At 68.5% G+C, this 15,948-nt stretch carries 14 protein-coding genes; 9 read left to right on the forward strand and 5 right to left on the reverse strand.

Going from position 1 to position 15,948, the window contains the following annotated elements; all coding sequences use genetic code 11:
- Nucleotides 1-153: 153 nt before the first annotated feature.
- The 4 genes from ADBZ9K_RS13540 to ADBZ9K_RS13555 all read right to left on the reverse strand — a co-directional run bounded on the left by ADBZ9K_RS13540 (nt 154) and on the right by ADBZ9K_RS13555 (nt 4,345).
- The gene (locus ADBZ9K_RS13540; protein WP_526621286.1) at nt 154-1,398 is read right to left on the reverse strand and encodes a D-alanyl-D-alanine carboxypeptidase family protein; all 1,245 of its coding nucleotides are present in this window, start codon (nt 1,396-1,398) and stop codon (nt 154-156) included.
- A gap of 67 nt (nt 1,399-1,465) precedes the next feature.
- Nucleotides 1,466-2,461 carry an SMP-30/gluconolactonase/LRE family protein gene (locus ADBZ9K_RS13545; protein ID WP_526621287.1) on the reverse strand — a complete coding sequence of 332 codons (996 nt, stop codon included), beginning with the start codon at nt 2,459-2,461 and terminating at the stop codon, nt 1,466-1,468.
- Nucleotides 2,442-3,848: an aspartate aminotransferase family protein gene (locus tag ADBZ9K_RS13550; protein ID WP_526621289.1), complete on the reverse strand. Its 1,407-nt coding sequence runs from the start codon at nt 3,846-3,848 to the stop codon at nt 2,442-2,444. Before ADBZ9K_RS13550 ends, ADBZ9K_RS13545 begins: the two co-directional genes overlap by 20 nt.
- Nucleotides 3,845-4,345: an Lrp/AsnC family transcriptional regulator gene (locus tag ADBZ9K_RS13555; RefSeq protein WP_526622629.1), complete on the reverse strand. Its 501-nt coding sequence runs from the start codon at nt 4,343-4,345 to the stop codon at nt 3,845-3,847. The genes ADBZ9K_RS13550 and ADBZ9K_RS13555 overlap by 4 nt, the downstream gene beginning before the upstream one ends.
- Before the next feature lie 137 nt (nt 4,346-4,482).
- On the opposite strand from ADBZ9K_RS13555, the gene ADBZ9K_RS13560 reads away from it, so the two are divergent.
- The 7 genes from ADBZ9K_RS13560 (at nt 4,483) to ADBZ9K_RS13590 (ending at nt 11,514) form a co-directional block, all read left to right on the forward strand.
- Entirely contained in the window at nt 4,483-5,985 is a 1,503-nt protein-coding gene (locus ADBZ9K_RS13560; RefSeq protein WP_526621290.1) for an aminobutyraldehyde dehydrogenase, read from the forward strand.
- Between the two features lie 44 nt (nt 5,986-6,029).
- A complete protein-coding gene (locus ADBZ9K_RS13565; RefSeq protein WP_526621292.1) occupies nt 6,030-6,704 on the forward strand; it encodes a TetR/AcrR family transcriptional regulator in 675 nt (224 codons plus the stop codon).
- 96 nt (nt 6,705-6,800) lie between these two features.
- On the forward strand, nt 6,801-7,667 hold the full coding sequence (locus tag ADBZ9K_RS13570) for an ABC transporter substrate-binding protein (protein WP_526621293.1): 867 nt from the start codon (nt 6,801-6,803) through the stop codon (nt 7,665-7,667).
- A gap of 15 nt (nt 7,668-7,682) precedes the next feature.
- Nucleotides 7,683-8,465 carry an amino acid ABC transporter permease gene (locus ADBZ9K_RS13575; RefSeq protein ID WP_526621295.1) on the forward strand — a complete coding sequence of 261 codons (783 nt, stop codon included), beginning with the start codon at nt 7,683-7,685 and terminating at the stop codon, nt 8,463-8,465.
- Nucleotides 8,466-8,473: 8 nt separating this feature from the next.
- Nucleotides 8,474-9,247, forward strand: coding sequence for an amino acid ABC transporter ATP-binding protein (locus ADBZ9K_RS13580; protein ID WP_526621296.1), 774 nt, complete (start codon nt 8,474-8,476; stop codon nt 9,245-9,247).
- A 48-nt stretch (nt 9,248-9,295) separates the two neighbouring features.
- Nucleotides 9,296-10,846 (forward strand): gamma-glutamyltransferase family protein, encoded by a 1,551-nt coding sequence (locus tag ADBZ9K_RS13585; RefSeq protein ID WP_526621298.1) that lies wholly within the window; start codon nt 9,296-9,298, stop codon nt 10,844-10,846.
- Nucleotides 10,843-11,514, forward strand: a complete 672-nt coding sequence (locus tag ADBZ9K_RS13590) for a DUF1275 family protein (protein WP_526621300.1) — start codon at nt 10,843-10,845, stop codon at nt 11,512-11,514. Before ADBZ9K_RS13585 ends, ADBZ9K_RS13590 begins: the two co-directional genes overlap by 4 nt.
- Before the next feature lie 15 nt (nt 11,515-11,529).
- Here the strand turns inward: ADBZ9K_RS13590 and ADBZ9K_RS13595 are convergent, their stop codons facing one another.
- Nucleotides 11,530-13,272 carry an amino acid permease gene (locus ADBZ9K_RS13595; RefSeq protein ID WP_526621302.1) on the reverse strand — a complete coding sequence of 581 codons (1,743 nt, stop codon included), beginning with the start codon at nt 13,270-13,272 and terminating at the stop codon, nt 11,530-11,532.
- Between the two features lie 237 nt (nt 13,273-13,509).
- Between ADBZ9K_RS13595 and ADBZ9K_RS13600 the strand changes: the two genes are divergently transcribed.
- Nucleotides 13,510-14,688 (forward strand): acyl-CoA dehydrogenase family protein, encoded by a 1,179-nt coding sequence (locus tag ADBZ9K_RS13600; RefSeq protein WP_526621303.1) that lies wholly within the window; start codon nt 13,510-13,512, stop codon nt 14,686-14,688.
- Between the two features lies 1 nt (nt 14,689).
- Entirely contained in the window at nt 14,690-15,796 is a 1,107-nt protein-coding gene (locus ADBZ9K_RS13605; RefSeq protein WP_526621305.1) for an acyl-CoA dehydrogenase family protein, read from the forward strand.
- The last annotated feature ends 152 nt before the right edge of the window (nt 15,797-15,948 follow it).

The following is a 15,948-nucleotide window of genomic DNA, read 5'->3' on the forward strand; positions in this document are numbered from 1 at the left end:
CCGGGCACATGCTTGTTGCCCGCCTCTGCGCGACAATTGGTGTGCAGGTCGCGGCGAATGCGCTGGCAATGGTGCCGATGGCCCTGCGACAGAGTCGCTCGAAGGTGGGCACCAGGGTGCCACTCCGGTGGCGTCGCCCGACGGCGAAGGCGCTTACCGGCCTCGCGCGGGCCTGCGGTTGACCGAACGAGCCATCATGATCAGCCCGAATACGACCAGCGTGCCCACCACCGCGACACCGACCCGCACCGGCACCGTGTCGGCCTCGGGTAGCACAGCTGAGGCCTTGGCGGCCACTGCGCTGTCCGGATCTGGCTTGGGTGGCATCAGCGAGGGGTCCGGGTCGATCAGGTTGCCGATCTTGGTCCCCGGCGGGGTGGCGAAGCCGTAGTCGAGCAGGTGCGCGGCCTGCTGCCACGGCGGAATCGGCTGGCGGGTGCCGCGCATCAGGACCGCCACCAGCCGGCGGCCATCCCGGTTGGCGGCGCCGACGAAGGTCTGGCCGGCGTCGTCGGTGTACCCGGTCTTGCCGCCGAGTGCGCCCGGATAGTTGTAGAGCAGCTGATTGTCGTTCTCCAGCTCGTACCCGGGGTGGTCACCGTCCTCGCCCGGCTTGGCCGGATGCCCGGGAAACGGGTAGGTCTGGGTGGCGACGATGCTCGCGAAAGTCGGGTTCTGCCAGGCATATCGGTAGAACAGGCCGATGTCGTAGGCCGACGTGCTCATCCCCGGCCCGTCCAGCCCGGATGGCGTGGCCGCCCGGGTGTCCTGTGCACCCAGCTTGCGGGCCAGCCCGTTGATCTTCTGCAGGGTGACATCCATCCCGCCGAGCTGGCCGGCCAACGCGTGTGCCGCGTCGTTGCCCGAGTGCATCAGCAGGCCGTGCAGCAGATCGTTGACGGTGTAGTGCCCGCCCTCGTCGACGCCGACCCTGGTGCCCTCCGCGTTGGCGTCGTCCTGGGTGCCCTCGACCATCTTGTTCAGCGGCAGCTCGTTGATCGACTGCATCGCAGTGAGCACCTTGATGATGCTGGCGGGCCGGTGGCGGGCGTGCGGATCACGCGCGGCGATGATGTCGCCGGTGTCCAGATCGGCGACCACCCAGGATTCGGCCGAGATGTCGTCGGGCACCGGCGGCGTACCGGCCGCGACGATCACACCGCAGCCCGACAGCGCGTCGCCGCCGACGGTTTTGGCCGGGACGGGCAGCGGCTGCGGCGGGTCGCCTGCCTCGGGTACTTCCGAGGAGTCGACGGCCGGGGGTGTGCTCACCCGGTAGGGGCAGGTGTTCGGGTCCGGTGCCGTGTTGGGTTCGGCCCATGCGATCGCCGGGGTGCCGACAACGCACAGTGCCGCGGCCACTGCGGCAGCAAACCGCAAGATTCTTGAGCTCGCCATCGAGTCGCAGAGTAGGGGATTTCGGCACCGAAACCGTGGAGCCGCGCTGTGACTGGAGTGGTTATTGTTACAAATCGAGACATGCGAGGGCGGCCGACCCGATGCAGCCCAGCCATAGCCTGCCGTCGTGTTCGACCACCCCGGTGGCCAGCGCGAACCGCGGATCTTCGGTGCGTAGCTGGGCCCGAAGACGCCCGTCGAGATCGATCGCGATCGCCCACACCTGCGGACTCGGACTGGGTAGCCACCGGTAGGGCAGGCGCCACAGCAACCGGCGCACCGCCGGGGCGCGCGGCACCAGCCATTCACCGATCCGGTTACGGTCGCTGACCAGGGCCACCCAGATCCGTCCGTCGGGGGCCAGCGAGATGTTGTCCGGATACCCGGGCAGGTTCTGCACCAGCGGCACCGGCTCGCCCACCCCGGAACCGGTCAGCGGATACTTCGAGACCCGGCATGCGGTGGTCTCGGCGACCACCAGCGCCGACTCGTCGGCGCTCAGTGCCACCCCATTGGCGAACCGCAGCCCGGTGGCCAGTGTGGTCACGGTGCCGTCGATGCCCCGGCGGAACAGCGAGCCACAGGGGCGACCCTCCAGGACCGCGCCCTTGTAGTACTCGTAGTGGAACCGCGACGTCGATTCGGTGAAATAGATGGTGCCATCCGATGATTCGACGACGTTGCTGCAGAATGTCAGCGGCCGTCCGGCCACCTCACGCACCAGCGTTTCGAGATGCCCGGTGGCCGGATCCAGCCGCAGCAGCCCGCGGTGGCTGTCACAGATCAGCAACCGGCCGTCGCGGCCCACCGCCAGGCCCAGCGGGCGCCCGCCGGTGTTGGCCACCACCTCGGGGACGCCCCCGGACCGGATCCGCACGATCCCGCCGTCGTCGGTACCCGTCCAGATCGCGCCGTCGGCGTCGACCACGACGTCCTCGGGCGCGTGGCCGGGTACGTCGATGATCCGAAGGGGTCCGCCGAGATCCGGCGGTGGCAGCGGCACCGAGGCCGGCGGCTGCCACCGCACCGGGTCGATCGACGGTTTAGTGCCAGGCGTCGCCACGGGTCTGCAGGTGATCCCAGGCCTGGGTGAATACCCGGCGCAGGATCTGCTCGATCTCGTCGAACAGCGCCTGGTCGCTGATCAGCGGCGGCGCCAGCTGCACCACCGAGTCGCCGCGGTCGTCGGCCCGGCAGTACAGCCCGGCCTCGAACAGCTCGACCGACAGGAAGCTGCGCAGCAGCCACTCGGACAGCTCGTCGTCGAGGATCGCCTTGGTGGCCTTGTCCTTGACCAGCTCGATGCCGTAGAAGAAGCCCTCGCCGCGGACGTCACCGACGATCGGCAGGTCGAGCAGCTTCTCCAGGGTGGCCCGGAACGCCGGGGCCGTGGTCTTGACGTGATCGTTGAGGCCCTCGCGCTCGAAGACGTCCAGGTTGGCCAGCGCGACCGCCGCGGCAACCGGATGCCCACCCCAGGTGTAGCCGTGGGCGAACGTCGTCTGGCCGTCGTTGAACGGCTCGAAGAGGCGATCCGAGGCGATCATCGCGCCCATCGGGGCGTACCCCGACGTCAGTCCCTTGGCGCAGGTGATGATGTCGGGCACGTACCCGAAGTCGTTGCAGGCGAACATCGAACCGATGCGGCCGAACGCGCAGATCGTCTCGTCGGAGACCAGCAGCACGTCGTATTCGTCGCAGATCTCGCGGACCCGCTCGAAGTATCCGGGCGGCGGCGGGAAGCAGCCGCCGGCGTTCTGCACCGGCTCGAGGAACACCGCCGCGACCGAATCAGGGCCTTCCATCTCGATGGCCTCGGCGATCCGGTTGGCCGCCCACTGCCCGAACTCCTTGATGTCGGTGTCGTGGCCTTCGGGCGCCCGGTAGAAGTTGGTGTTGGGCACCCGGAAACCGCCGGGCGTGATCGGCTCGAACGGTGCCTTGAAGGTCGGCAGGCCGGTGATGGCCAGCGCGCCGTGCGGCGTGCCGTGGTAGGCGATGCTGCGCGAGATGACCTTGTACTTGCCCGGTCTGCCGGTCAGCTTGTAGTACTGCTTGGCCAGCTTCCAGGCCGACTCGACGGCGTCGCCGCCGCCGGTGGTGAAAAACACCCGGTTCAGATCACCGGGAGCGTAACCGGCCAGCCGCTCGGCCAGCTCGATGGCGGGCGGGGTCGCATAGGACCAGAGCGGGAAGAACCCCAGGGTCTCGGCCTGCTTCTTGGCGGCCTCGGCGATCTCCTCGCGGCCGTGGCCGACCTGCACGACGAACAACCCGGACAGGCCGTCGATGTAGCGCTTGCCGTCGCTGTCGTAGATGTAGACGCCGTCGCCGCGCGTGATGATCGGCGGCGTGATGCCCTCCCCGTGCCGGGCGAAATGGCCCCACAGGTGCCGGTCTGCCTTCGCGCCGAGCTCGGCGGTCAGGTTCTGGCTTGCGGTCGTTGTCATCGGGTACCCCAATTGTATTGTTGTTTAACGAGTTTGAGATAGACCAGGGTCTCGGTGGAGGTCACACCTGGTACCGAGCGGATCTCGGTGTTCAGCAGATCGAGAAGTTCCGCGTCGTCCTCACACACCACTTCGGCTATCGCGTCGAAGGTGCCGGCGGTGAGCACCACGTAGTCCACGGCATCGATCTGTGCGAGCTTGTCGGCGACCTTGGTGGTGTCACCGGTGCAGCGGATGCCGATCATCGCCTGCCGGGTGAAGCCCAGCTGCAACGGGTCGGTCACCGCGACGATCTGCATCACCCCGGAGTCCACCAGGCGCTGCACCCGCTGGCGCACCGCGGCCTCGGATAGGCCGACCGACTTGCCGATCGCGGCGTAGGATCGGCGGCCGTCCTGCTGAAGCTTCTCGATGATCGCTTTCGACATCTCATCGAGCTGGACGGGACCGTTGCCACCTGCCCCGACCGCGCGGACGGGGAACCGACTGGCAGGCACACCCGGGTCGCGCATGCCCATGATTGTGCACGGAATCCGTTGTTTTAGGCAACGGGATCGATGAAATTGGTGGCCTTCACCCGTTCATACAGCGGTAATGCGTAGCACCGCTGTGGCTGGTCGGTTACCGTTGCGCTGTGACCACACGCACTTCTGACAAGACCCGAGTCGTGCCCAGTAGCTGGATCGATGGCGCCCCGGTGGTGACCGGCGGCGGCCTGCACACCGTGGTCAATCCGGCCGACGGCAGCGCCGTGGCCGAGCTCGCTCTGGCTCAGCCCGCCGACGTCGACACCGCGGTGGCCTCGGCCCGCGCCGCCCTGCGCGGCTGGTCGGGCGCGGCCCCCGTCGAACGGGCGACCGTGCTCGCCAAGCTCGCCGAGCTGGTCGAAGCCCACGCCGAGGAGATCGTCGCCGAAGAGGTCAGCCAGACCGGCAAGCCGGTGCGGTTGGCGACCGAATTCGATGTGCCCGGCAGCATCGACAACATCGCGTTCTTCGCCGGTGCCGCCCGCCACCTGGAGGGCAAGGCCACCGCGGAATACTCCGGCGACCACACCTCCTCCATCCGCCGCGAGGCCGTCGGCGTGGTCGCCACGATCACGCCGTGGAACTACCCGCTGCAGATGGCGGTGTGGAAGGTCTTGCCGGCGCTGGCCGCGGGCTGTTCGGTGGTGATCAAGCCCGCCGAGCTGACCCCGCTGACCACGCTGACGCTGGCCCGGCTGGCCACCGAGGCGGGACTGCCCGACGGGGTGCTCAACGTCATCACCGGCGCGGGCGCCGATGTCGGCACCGCGCTGGCCGGGCACCGCGACGTCGACGTCGTGACGTTCACCGGATCCACCGCGGTCGGCCGCAAGGTGATGCTGGCCGCGGCCGCACACGGCCACCGCACCCAACTCGAACTCGGCGGCAAGGCCCCGTTCGTGGTGTTCGACGACGCTGACCTCGATGCCGCCATCCACGGCGCGGTGGCCGGATCGCTGATCAACTCCGGACAGGACTGCACCGCGGCCACCCGAGCGATCGTCGCCCGCGAGCTCTACGACGACTTCGTCGCCGGGGTGGGCGAGCTGATGGGCAAGCTGGTCGTCGGCGACCCGCAGGACCCCGACACCGACCTGGGCCCCCTGATCTCAGCGGCGCACCGGGACAAGGTCGCCGCGATGGTGGCCCGCGCACCGGGCCAGGGCGGCCGGGTGGTCACCGGTGGCGCCGCGCCGGATCTGCCGGGCTCCTTCTACCTGCCCACGCTGATCGCCGACGTCGCCGAGACCTCCGAGGTGTACCGCGACGAGATCTTCGGCCCGGTGCTGACGGTGCGCCCCCACGACGGCGATGACGACGCGCTGCGTCAAGCCAACGACACCGAGTACGGGCTGGCCGCCTCGGCCTGGACCCGCGACGTCTACCGCGCGCAGCGCTCCTCGCGCGAGATCAATGCCGGTTGTGTGTGGATCAACGACCACATCCCGATCATTTCCGAGATGCCGCACGGCGGTGTCGGGGCGTCCGGTTTCGGTAAGGATATGAGCGACTACTCCTTCGAGGAGTACCTCACCATCAAGCACGTGATGAGCGATATCACCGGCGTCGCCGAAAAGGGCTGGCATCGAACGATTTTCAAGCTTCGCTGACCGGCCGGTCCGGCACCGGCCGGCGGTGGTGACACAATCTGGCGGTGAAGTATGGGCCGGATTGGCACCCCACCGCCGTCGACTGGTCGTCGACGCGGGGCCGCATTCTGCTGGCGGCCGCCAGCTTGTTCGCGCAGCGCGGTTTCTTCGGTACGTCGACCCGCGACATCGCCGACGCCGTGCACATCCGGCAGCCGTCGTTGTTCCATCATTTCGAGGCCAAGCACGCGATCTACCAGACCCTGGTGGAACTCGACCTGGGGCCGTCGGTCGAGCGGGTACACCGCTATCTCGGTGAGGACACCAGCTGGGCCGAGAAGCTGCACCTGAGCATCGCCTGCGATGTGCGCCAGGCGTTGGAACAGCCCTTCGACTCGCGCGGGCTCTATCAGGACGCGGTCCTGGGCCTCGACGAATTCGCCGACGAACGGGCCGGCATCGCGCTGTTCCACGAGCTGGTCGAGCGGGTGGTCAGCGGCGGATGCGCGGCGGGGGAGTTCGTCGCCTTCGAGCCCGGTTTCGTGCAGCGTGCCATCAACGGCGTGCTCTTCGAAACCCTGCGGGAACAGGGCGGACCGGGCGGCCGGGTCCGCGGACGACGCCCGTTGGAGGCCGCCGACTTCGTGTTGCGGGCGTTGCTGACCGACCAGTCCCGGCTGGCCGGGTTGCAAGCCGAGACCACTGCCAGGCTGGTCGAACTCGACGAGGGCGCGGGGTAGTCGGGGCGACTTTGCCGTATCTGTTGCCTATCAACCGATAGTCTCCTATCGTTCGATAGGCCCGCAGTCTGCGGGGTGGAGATTTCGGAGGCCCTCATGTCTGCAACCGTCCCCAAGTCGACGCTGGTCGCCATCGCGTCGTGCGCGGCCGCCCTCGCCGTGGCACTGACCGGCTGTTCATCGGACTCCACGGAGGCCGCGGCGCCCAGCGGCCCGGCCAAGGTCGCCCCGCCGGCGATCTTGGAGGCCGGCACCCTCAAGGTCTGTGCGCCCAACGACGGCACCCCGCCGAGCGTCTATCACGACGAGACCGGCGCACTGGTGGGCAGCGAAGTCGACCTGGCCAAGGCGCTCGCAGCCCAGCTGGGGCTCAAGCCCGACTTCGTCGAGACGGCGTTCTCGTCGGTGATCCCCACCCTGCAGGCCAAGCAGTGCGACGTGATCATGGCCCAGCTCTACATCAAGCCGGAGCGCGAGAAGGTCGTCGACTTCGTGCCCTACGTCTACTCCGGAACCGGCATTGCGGTCTCCAAGGGGCACCCCGCCGCCATCACCGGGATGGACGAGAGCCTGTGCGGCAAGAAGGTCATCGTCGCCATCGCCACCACCGCCGAGGAACTGACCGTCGAGCAGTCCGGAAAGTGCACCGCCGCAGGCAAACCCGAGATCGACATCACCCGAAACAGCCACGCCGACGTCGCGCTGCAGCAGGTGCAGAACGGTCAGGTCGACGCCTACCTCGACACCGCCGAGACGCTGGGGTACTACGCGACCAAGACTGGCGCCCAGATCCAGCTGGCGGGAAAGCCGTTCGGAACCATCAAGATCGGCGCCGCCACGCTCAAGGGCGACACCGCACTGCACGACGCCATCGCGAAGGCGCTTGGTGAACTCGAGGCCAACGGCACTTACGCCAAGATCCTCGGCGAGTGGGGCCAGACCGATCTCGACATCCAGAAGTGACGGGGGATCGGCGGCGTGCACTTCGATTGGCAGTTCTTCTGGAAGGCGTTGTTCACGCCCAGTGAGCCATTCCTGGACGGTCTGGTCCTCACCATCGTCATCTCCGTGGTGGCGATGGTGCTGGCCACCATCGTCGGATTGGTCATAGCGCTGCTGCGCCGGTCCCGGTTCGCGGTTCTGCGCTGGTGTGCCAGTCTCTACATCTGGGCCGTGCGCGGTACCCCGCTGCTGGTGCAACTGGTCATCATCTACACCGGCCTGGCGGCGGTGGGGCTCTACCAGTTCCACGACGTGTCGTTCCTCGGGCTCTCGGTGAAGGCGGCCATCCAGGCTGCCATCGTCGGACTGACCGTGAACGAAAGTGCCTACATCGCCGAGATCATCAGGGCCGGACTGGATTCGGTGCCCAAAGGGCAGTTCGAAGCCGCCGAGTCGTTGGGCATGAAACCGGGCAAGGTGATGCGCTGGATCGTGGTGCCGCAGTCGTTGCGCGTCATGGTTCCGCCGCTGGGCAACTCGTTCAACGGCATGATGAAGACCACGTCGGTGCTCTCGGTGATCGGTGTCAGCGAGATGTTCCTGGTGACCCAGTCGATCAGCTCGGCCACGTTCCACACCTTCGAGATCTTCATCGTCGCAGCGCTTTACTACCTGGCGCTGACCACGTTATGGACCGTCATCCAAGCCGAGATCGAGAACCGGTTGGCACGCCAGCTCGGCATCAACCAGCGGGTGCGTATTACTCAGCGGCTCCTCGGGGCGCGCCGCAATCCCGCCGCCGCCCCGGCCGAGGTGTGAGGTCGACCATGAACCCTGATCAGAAGTCCCCGATCGTGTCGATCCAGGGCGTGTCGCGCACGCTCGGTGGCCGCAGGGTGCTCGACAACGTCTCGCTCGACGTGATGCGCGGCGAGGTGGTCGTCCTGATCGGGCCATCCGGTGCGGGCAAGACGACCCTGCTGCGGTCGCTGAACCATCTCGAAACCGTCGACAGCGGCCGGATCCTGATCGCCGGCGTGCCGATCGGCCACCGGGACCTCGACGGCACCAAGAAGGTGAGCATCGGTGAGCTGGCCCGCCGCCGCCGCGAAATCGGTTTCGTCTTCCAGCATTTCAACCTCTTCCCGCATATGAGCGCCGCCGAGAACGTCTGGAACGGACCGGTCCGCGTCCTTGGTGTGGCCAAGGACGAGGCCCGACGTGACGCGATCGCGCTGCTGAGCCGGGTCGGCCTCGGCGACAAGGCCGATGCGCGCCCCAGCCAGCTCTCCGGCGGCCAGCAGCAGCGGGTCGCGATCGCGCGTGCCCTGGCGATGCGGCCCAAGGTCATGCTTTTCGACGAACCCACCAGTGCCCTGGACGTCGAGATGGTCGGGGAGGTTCTGGCGGTCATGCGCGAACTGGCCAACGAACACATGACGATGGTGGTCGTCACCCACGAGATGCGCTTCGCCCGCGACGCAGCCGACCGTATCGTCGTCATGGACGGCGGCCGGGTCATCGAAGACGCCCCGCCCGAGCAGTTGTTCGCCAACCCGCAACACGACCGCACCAAGGCGTTTCTGTCCACCATTCGTTGAACCCGCCGGCATCCGGCTGATTCGGCACATTGAGGAGTGATCTTTTCCGTGTCTGCCTCCCTTGGTAGTCCACCGGCAACAGGGGCGCTGGCCACCCCGCACCACCTGGCAACCGAAGCCGGGATCCGCATGTTGCGCGAGGGCGGCACCGCCATCGACGCGGCCATCGCGGCCGCCGCGGTGCTGACCGTGGTCTACCCGCACAACGTCGCCCTCGGCGGTGACCTGTTCGCGCTGATCCGGACTCCCGACGGCACGGTGCGCTGCGTCAACGCCTCCGGGTGGGCGCCCGCCGCGGTCGACGCCGCCGACCTTCGTGACCGCCACGGCGACTGGTTGCCGGCCCGGGGCGCCGACCCGGTGACCGTGCCCGGGGGAGTGCGAGGGTGGGAAGCCATGCGAGGGTTCGGTTCCCGCGTCTCGTGGGGCACGGCGCTCGCCGCCGCCGAGGCGGTGGCCCGCGACGGCGTCGCGGTAGCGCCGTCACTGGCCACCCACCTCGACGACGTCGAGAACCACGACCTGATCGGGACCGAGGACTTCGACCGGGTGTTCCGTCCGCGCGGTGCGCTCCTGAGCCGCGGCGAGGTGCTCCGGCAGCCGGAGTTGGCCGCGACGTTCGCGACCCTGCGGTCCCAGGGGCCCGACGCCTTCTATCGCGGTGAGCTCGCCGAGCAGATGGTGAACTACCTGCGCTCGCGCGGTTCCCGTTTCGACGTGGGCGATTTCGCCGATTTCCGGCCGGAGGTCCAGGCGCCGCTGCAGGCCGAGTTCGGTGAACTGACGGTGCTGACCAGTCCGCCCAACAGCCAGGGCTTGGTGCTGTTGCACGCGCTCGGGGTGGTTCGTGACAGCGCGCTCGAGGATCCAGTGGGTGCGGCCATGGGCGATCTTCTGCGGGCTTTCCACGGCGGCAACGAGTTTCGAGACAACCGGCTGGCCGACCCGCGGTTCGCCGGTGTCGACCAGCACCCGGGACCAGTACCCGCGGCGCCGCCGGGGGTGCCGCGCGGGGACACCGTGGGCATCGCCGCGGCCGACGGCGAGGGCTACGCGGTGTCCCTGATACAGAGCGTGTACCACGCGTTCGGTTCGGGACTGATCGATCCGGTGACCGGGGTGCTGTTCCACAACCGAGGTTGCGGGTTCTCGCTGAACCCGGCGTCGCCCAACGTGATCGCGCCGCGCAAACGGCCGGCGCACACGTTGATGCCGGCGATGACGGTGCGCCAGGGCAGGGTCGAGCACGTGCTGGCGACGATGGGCGGTCAGGGGCAGCCGCAGATCCTCGGCCAGATCCTGCTGCGGGCCGTCGGCGGCGCCGGGGCGATCGAGGCGGTGGCCGCGCCCCGTGCCATCGTCGGCAACCAGAGCGGCGGCGGCCCCGACACCGTGACCGTCGAGGCCGATCTGGCGCCGCCGGCGCTGGCGTCGATTCGCCGGGCGGGCTTCTTCCCGGTCGAGGTGGCGCCGCGCACCGAATCGCTCGGCCAGGCCAATGTGGTGTTCGTCGACCCGACTGGGGCGATGACGGCGGCCTCCGACCCGCGCTCGGACGGCGCCGCGGTCGTGGTGCACTACCCGCGCCCACAGCGGTGAGCGCGTTCGTCCGGACGCATCTGCAGCTGTGGCTGATGCTGGTGCTCACCTTCGTGACCGGCCTGCTCGACGCGGTGGGCTACCTCGCGCTGGACCGGGTGTTCACCGGCAACATGACCGGCAATGTGGTGATCCTCGGCATGGGTATGGCCGGCGAGGACGAACTGCCCGTCGCCGGGCCGCTGGTGGCGCTGGGCGCCTACGTGGTTGGCGCCGCGGTGGTCGGCCGGTTGTTGCAGCGCCGCCGCCACGGGTGGGAGCCGGTGGTCACCGCGGTCTTCGCCACCAGCGCGGTGGTTCTCGCCGTGGTGGCGACGGTGCTGACCAGCGTCGCGGTCAGCGGCAGGGCGCCGATCGGCGTCGGGATTGCGGCCGCGCTGGCCGCGCTGATGGGTGCGCAGGCCGCGACCGCGCGGATGCTGGCGGTGGCCGACGTCACCACTGTCGTGGTGACGTCCACGCTGACGGCGTATGCCAGCGAGACGCTGTTCGGCCCCGGCTGGTTGTGGCTCACCCACCGCCGGCTGTGGGCCATCGTGGTGATCATCGCCGGAGCGTTCTGCGGCGCTTGGCTACTGCACCTGGCCGCGGGCTCGCCGGTCTACGTCGCCGCGGCGGCCACTGCCCTGGTGGCGGTCGTGGGCCACCTCAAGTGGCACGGGCAGTGACCGCGCGGCGGCAGGCTAGACGTGCCGGCTCTTGGTGAACTCCTCGCCGGTCTCGGGGTTGATGGCCGTCTCGCCCGGGGGCAGGTTCGACAGGTCCGGCGCGATCACGGTCGGCATGTCACCGGAGTCCGGCAGGCCTAGCGTGGGCTCGACCGCGGTGGCGGGCGTGAGGACCAAATCGGCGCTGGAGCGCCGGGACAGCGTGCGACCCCGGAAGAAGTCCGGCGAGGCGAACCACCACACCACCATGAGGACGACACCGAGCACCAGCGCTCCGATGCCGACGACCGCGACCGCGCCGAAGCCGAAGATCGTGACGTTGTTGCCGTCGTCGTCGGTCAGCCAATCCGGCTTGGCGTACTGGATGAGGCCGTAGATGAAGATCACCAGCAGAATGACCCCGCCCAACAGCGGGACGACTCCGCGCATCACGAAGTCCCGGACATTCTTGGTGAGGTCCTTGCGGTAGAACCACACGCAGGCGAACCCGGTCAGGCCGTAGTAGAAGGCGATCATCAGACCGACCGAACCGATCAGCGCCGACAACAGGTTCGGGCTGATCAGCGTGAACAGCACATAGAACCCGATCGACACCGCACCCATGACGATGGTCGACGTGGTGGGGGTCAGGTAGGTGCGGTGGATCTTGGCAAAGGACGTTGGCAGCGCGCGGTAGACACCCATCGACAGGGTGGTGCGGGCGGTGGGCAGAATCGTCGTCTGCGTCGACGCCGAGGCCGAGGTCAGGATCGACGCGGCCAGCAGCATCAGCGCGATCTTGCCCAGCACGCTGTCGCCGAACAGATCGGGTCCGATCGCGGCGAAGACATCGGCGGCGTTATCCGCGTTGCCCAGGCCGATGCCCTCGGTGCCGACGCCGGCGAACGCGATCGCCGCCACCGCGACCAGTGCGTAGGTCGCCAGGAGCAGGAACGTCGAGATGACGGCGGCGCGGCCCGGCGTGGTGCCGGGATCGTCGGACTCCTCGTTGCAGGCCACCGCGGTGTCCCAGCCCCAGTAGATGAAGAGCGCGGTGAGCAGGGCGGGCGCGATCACGGTGGTGAAGTCCAGGCCGGCGGGCCAGAACCAGGCCAACGAGGGGTGCAGCGAGTAGGCCTCGGCCTTGCCCGCGTACACCTTGAACAGGGCGACGACCGAGAACACCACCAGCACGACCAGCTCGATGCCCAGCAGGCCGTACTGGATTCGCGCCGACACCTCGATGCCGCGGTAGCAGATGTAGGTCATCACGATGATCCAGATGACGCCGGCCACCGTCGACCACAGAGTGCTGCTGGCCAGGTCGGCCACCGAGGTCCAACCCAGGCCACCGACGAAGGTGAACGAGTAGGAGCCCGCGATCTGGGCCAGGTTGGCCATCACGATCACGTCGGCGGCGATGATGCCCCAGCCGCCCATCCAGCCGACCAGCGGGCCGAACGCGCGGGAAGCCCAGGTGAACGTGGTGCCGCAGTCCGGCTCGGCCTTGTTCAGTTCCTGGTAGGCGACCGCGATCATGTACATCGGGATGAACGCCAGAAGGACGATCGCCGGGGCTTTGACGCCTGCGAGCAGCGCGCCGCCGCTGGCGACGACCAGGCCTAGGGTCGCGGCCAGCGAGTAGGCCGGGGCGGTCGAGGCCATTCCGACGACGATGCTGGACAACAATCCCAGCGCGCCGCCTTTGAGGCCCTTGCTCTCGACGGTGTTGGACGACCCGGGACTCTCGGGCTCGAGCGTGAGCTCACCTTTACTCATGGCATCTCCTGCTTAAACGCCTGAATTGAACGAGACGAGACTACGGTTTCAGTGGCAGATGCGCGCGGAATCTACGGAATTGTTTTCATCGAGGTAACACGACGATGGAATCAGTGGCCAAACCGGGCGCATTTGACGAATTGAGCGGATTATTAACCTGTCGTCCACGAAAACACGGGGTCGCAATCCCCATCAATTTCGGTTGACGAACTAACTATTCGGCTAGGGTGCGCACTTGTGGATTTCGACCTCGACGCCGATCAGCGAGCCTGGTTGGCCGAGGTGCGGGAGTTTTTGAGCGAGAACGTCACTGAGGCACTGCGTGCCGAGATCGCCGAACACAATCTCGAGCACCCCGGCGGCGAGGTGGCGGCATTCCGCCGCAAGCTGGGCGCCAAGGGCTGGTTCGGGCTGAACTGGCCCGCGGAGTATGGCGGGCTCGGACTCGGACCGGTCTACCTGCACCTGCTGATGACCGAGTTCGGATACTGGGGCGCGCCCGGTCCCGATCTGACCGTCACGTCGATCGCGCCGATGATCATGCGGCACGGCACCGAACAGAACAAACGGGACTTCCTGCCACTCATCGCCCGCGGCGAGATGACCTGCGCCCTAGGCTATTCCGAGCCCGACGCCGGCACCGACCTGGCTTCGCTGCGCACCAGGGCGGTGCGCGACGGCGACCAGTGGGTGATCACCGGATCCAAGATCTGGAACAGCGGAGCTCAATGCTCCACCCACGAATGGCTGTGCGTGCGGACCGATCCGAAAGCACAGCGGCACCGCGGCATCTCGGTGATCGTCGTTCCCGTCGACAGCCCCGGCGTGCGGATCCGGCCGTTGATCGCCTGGTCCGGCTACCGCACCAACGAGGTGTTCTTCGACGACGTGCGGGTGCCGGTGTCCAACCTCATCGGCGAGGAGAATCGCGGATGGTCCTACATCACCGGCGCTCTCGACCTCGAGCGCGGTGCCCTGACCAACGCGGGCGACCTGCGCCGAGCGCTCGACGAACTGCAGGTGCTGGCGCGCATGCCGCGACGCGACGGTTCGGTCCCGATCGACACCCCGGGGTTCCGGCGCCGGCTGGCCCAAGCCGAGGCCGACGTCGAAGTCGCCGGCCTGATGGGCTACGAAGCCTCGTCGCTGTTGGCCGACGGGATCATCCCGACCGTCGAGGTCAGTGTCGAGAAGGTCTTCAGCAGCGAACTGCGGCAGCGCATCGCCGACCTGGGTGTGGACCTGCTGGGGGCCGACGGGCTGCTGGCCCACCGGAACCCGGAGGCTCCGGCGGGCGGGCGATTCGAGAAGCTCTACCGGTTCGCCCCGCTGATGCGTTTCGGTGGCGGTACCAACGAGGTGCTGCGAGACGTCATCGCCCAGCGTGGCGACGGCATGCCGTCCTACGGGCGCTGACATGAGACTGGTTGCCGGGCAAGACGAACGCGATCTCGCGGCGAGCCTGCGCGGATTGCTGGGCGCCGGGCGCCCCGATCTGTGGAGCGACCTGGCCGCTGCGGGCGTCATGGGTCTGGGCCTGCCCGAGGCGGTCGCCGGGTCCGGCGGCACGCTCGGCGATCTCGGCGTGTTCTTCCGTGAGTCCGGGCGCGCGCTGTGCCCGGTGCGCGTGCACAGCACCGTGTTCGCCGCACACGCCGTGCACCTGCTCGGTGGCCAGCGCTCCCGCCGTCGGTGGCTGCCCGACCTCGCCGCGGGCCGGATCGCGGGCACCACCGCCCTATGGAACGCCAACGACGCCGCCGACGTAGTGCCCACCCTGCGCGCCGAATCCACGCGTGACGGTGGCTGGCGACTCACCGGCACAGCCGATTTCGTCGCCGACGCCGACACCGCCGACGTCGTCGTCGTCTCGGGTCTGGACCCATCGGGCAACACCATCGGCTTCGTCGTCGCGCTGCGGAACGCCGGCGTCACCCCGCGGCCGCTGGCCCTGATGGGCGGCCACCATGCGTCCTGCGTGCGCTTCGACGACGTGCGGGCCGACGACGTGCTCAACGACGGCGCGCCCCTGGATCCAGACCAGCTTCGGCGGGTCGGCAGCGCCGCGGTGGCGTTGACGTCGCTGGACCTGGTCGGCGTCGGCGAGGCCGTCATGGAGCGGACCGTGCGCTACACCACGATGCGCCACCAGTTCGGCCGGCCGATCGCCTCGTTCCAGGCCGCCCAACACATCGTGGCCGACATGCACATCGCACTGTCCGCGGCGCGGCTGGCCGCGCAGTCCGCGGTGTTCTGGATCGGCCAGGGCCGCATCGGCATTCGTGAGGCCGCGATCGCGCGGATCCAGGCCTGCACCGCCGCCAAGTGGGCCACGCTCGACGCCCACCAGTTGCACGGCGGGATGGGGTACGTGGTGGAGACCGACCTGTACCTGTGGTCGCAACGCGCCCGGGTGCTCTCGACGCTGGGCGGCGGCGCCGACACCGCGGCGAGCTGGCTCGACGACGACGACGTCAGCGGCGCGGCCGTCAACGAGCGGTTGCGGCGCAAGGACGGCCGGTGACCGAGCGTTCCAGCCGGTCCGCCCGCTACCAGGTCGCCGACTGAGCCGAGCTGCAATCCAGGTGTGGGGCCGGGTTCAGTCAGGCGGATGCCGGTCGGCAGCCATCTGGCGGATTCCCGTCGCGGTCCTGCCACGTCACCCTTGAGCCGGCG

Origin of the sequence: Mycobacterium sp., assembly GCF_965229265.1 — a bacterium.
Lineage (GTDB): Bacteria > Actinomycetota > Actinomycetes > Mycobacteriales > Mycobacteriaceae > Mycobacterium.

What these genes read in the sequence shown, in the direction of transcription:
- ADBZ9K_RS13580 (WP_526621296.1), top strand. Translation starts at nt 8,474, where the DNA reads ATGAACCCTGATCAGAAGTCCCCGATCGTGTCGATCCAGGGCGTGTCG.
- ADBZ9K_RS13550 (WP_526621289.1), bottom strand. Translation starts at nt 3,848, where the DNA reads ATGACAACGACCGCAAGCCAGAACCTGACCGCCGAGCTCGGCGCGAAG.
- ADBZ9K_RS13540 (WP_526621286.1), bottom strand. Translation starts at nt 1,398, where the DNA reads ATGGCGAGCTCAAGAATCTTGCGGTTTGCTGCCGCAGTGGCCGCGGCA.
- ADBZ9K_RS13605 (WP_526621305.1), top strand. Translation starts at nt 14,690, where the DNA reads ATGAGACTGGTTGCCGGGCAAGACGAACGCGATCTCGCGGCGAGCCTG.
- ADBZ9K_RS13595 (WP_526621302.1), bottom strand. Translation starts at nt 13,272, where the DNA reads ATGAGTAAAGGTGAGCTCACGCTCGAGCCCGAGAGTCCCGGGTCGTCC.
- ADBZ9K_RS13570 (WP_526621293.1), top strand. Translation starts at nt 6,801, where the DNA reads ATGTCTGCAACCGTCCCCAAGTCGACGCTGGTCGCCATCGCGTCGTGC.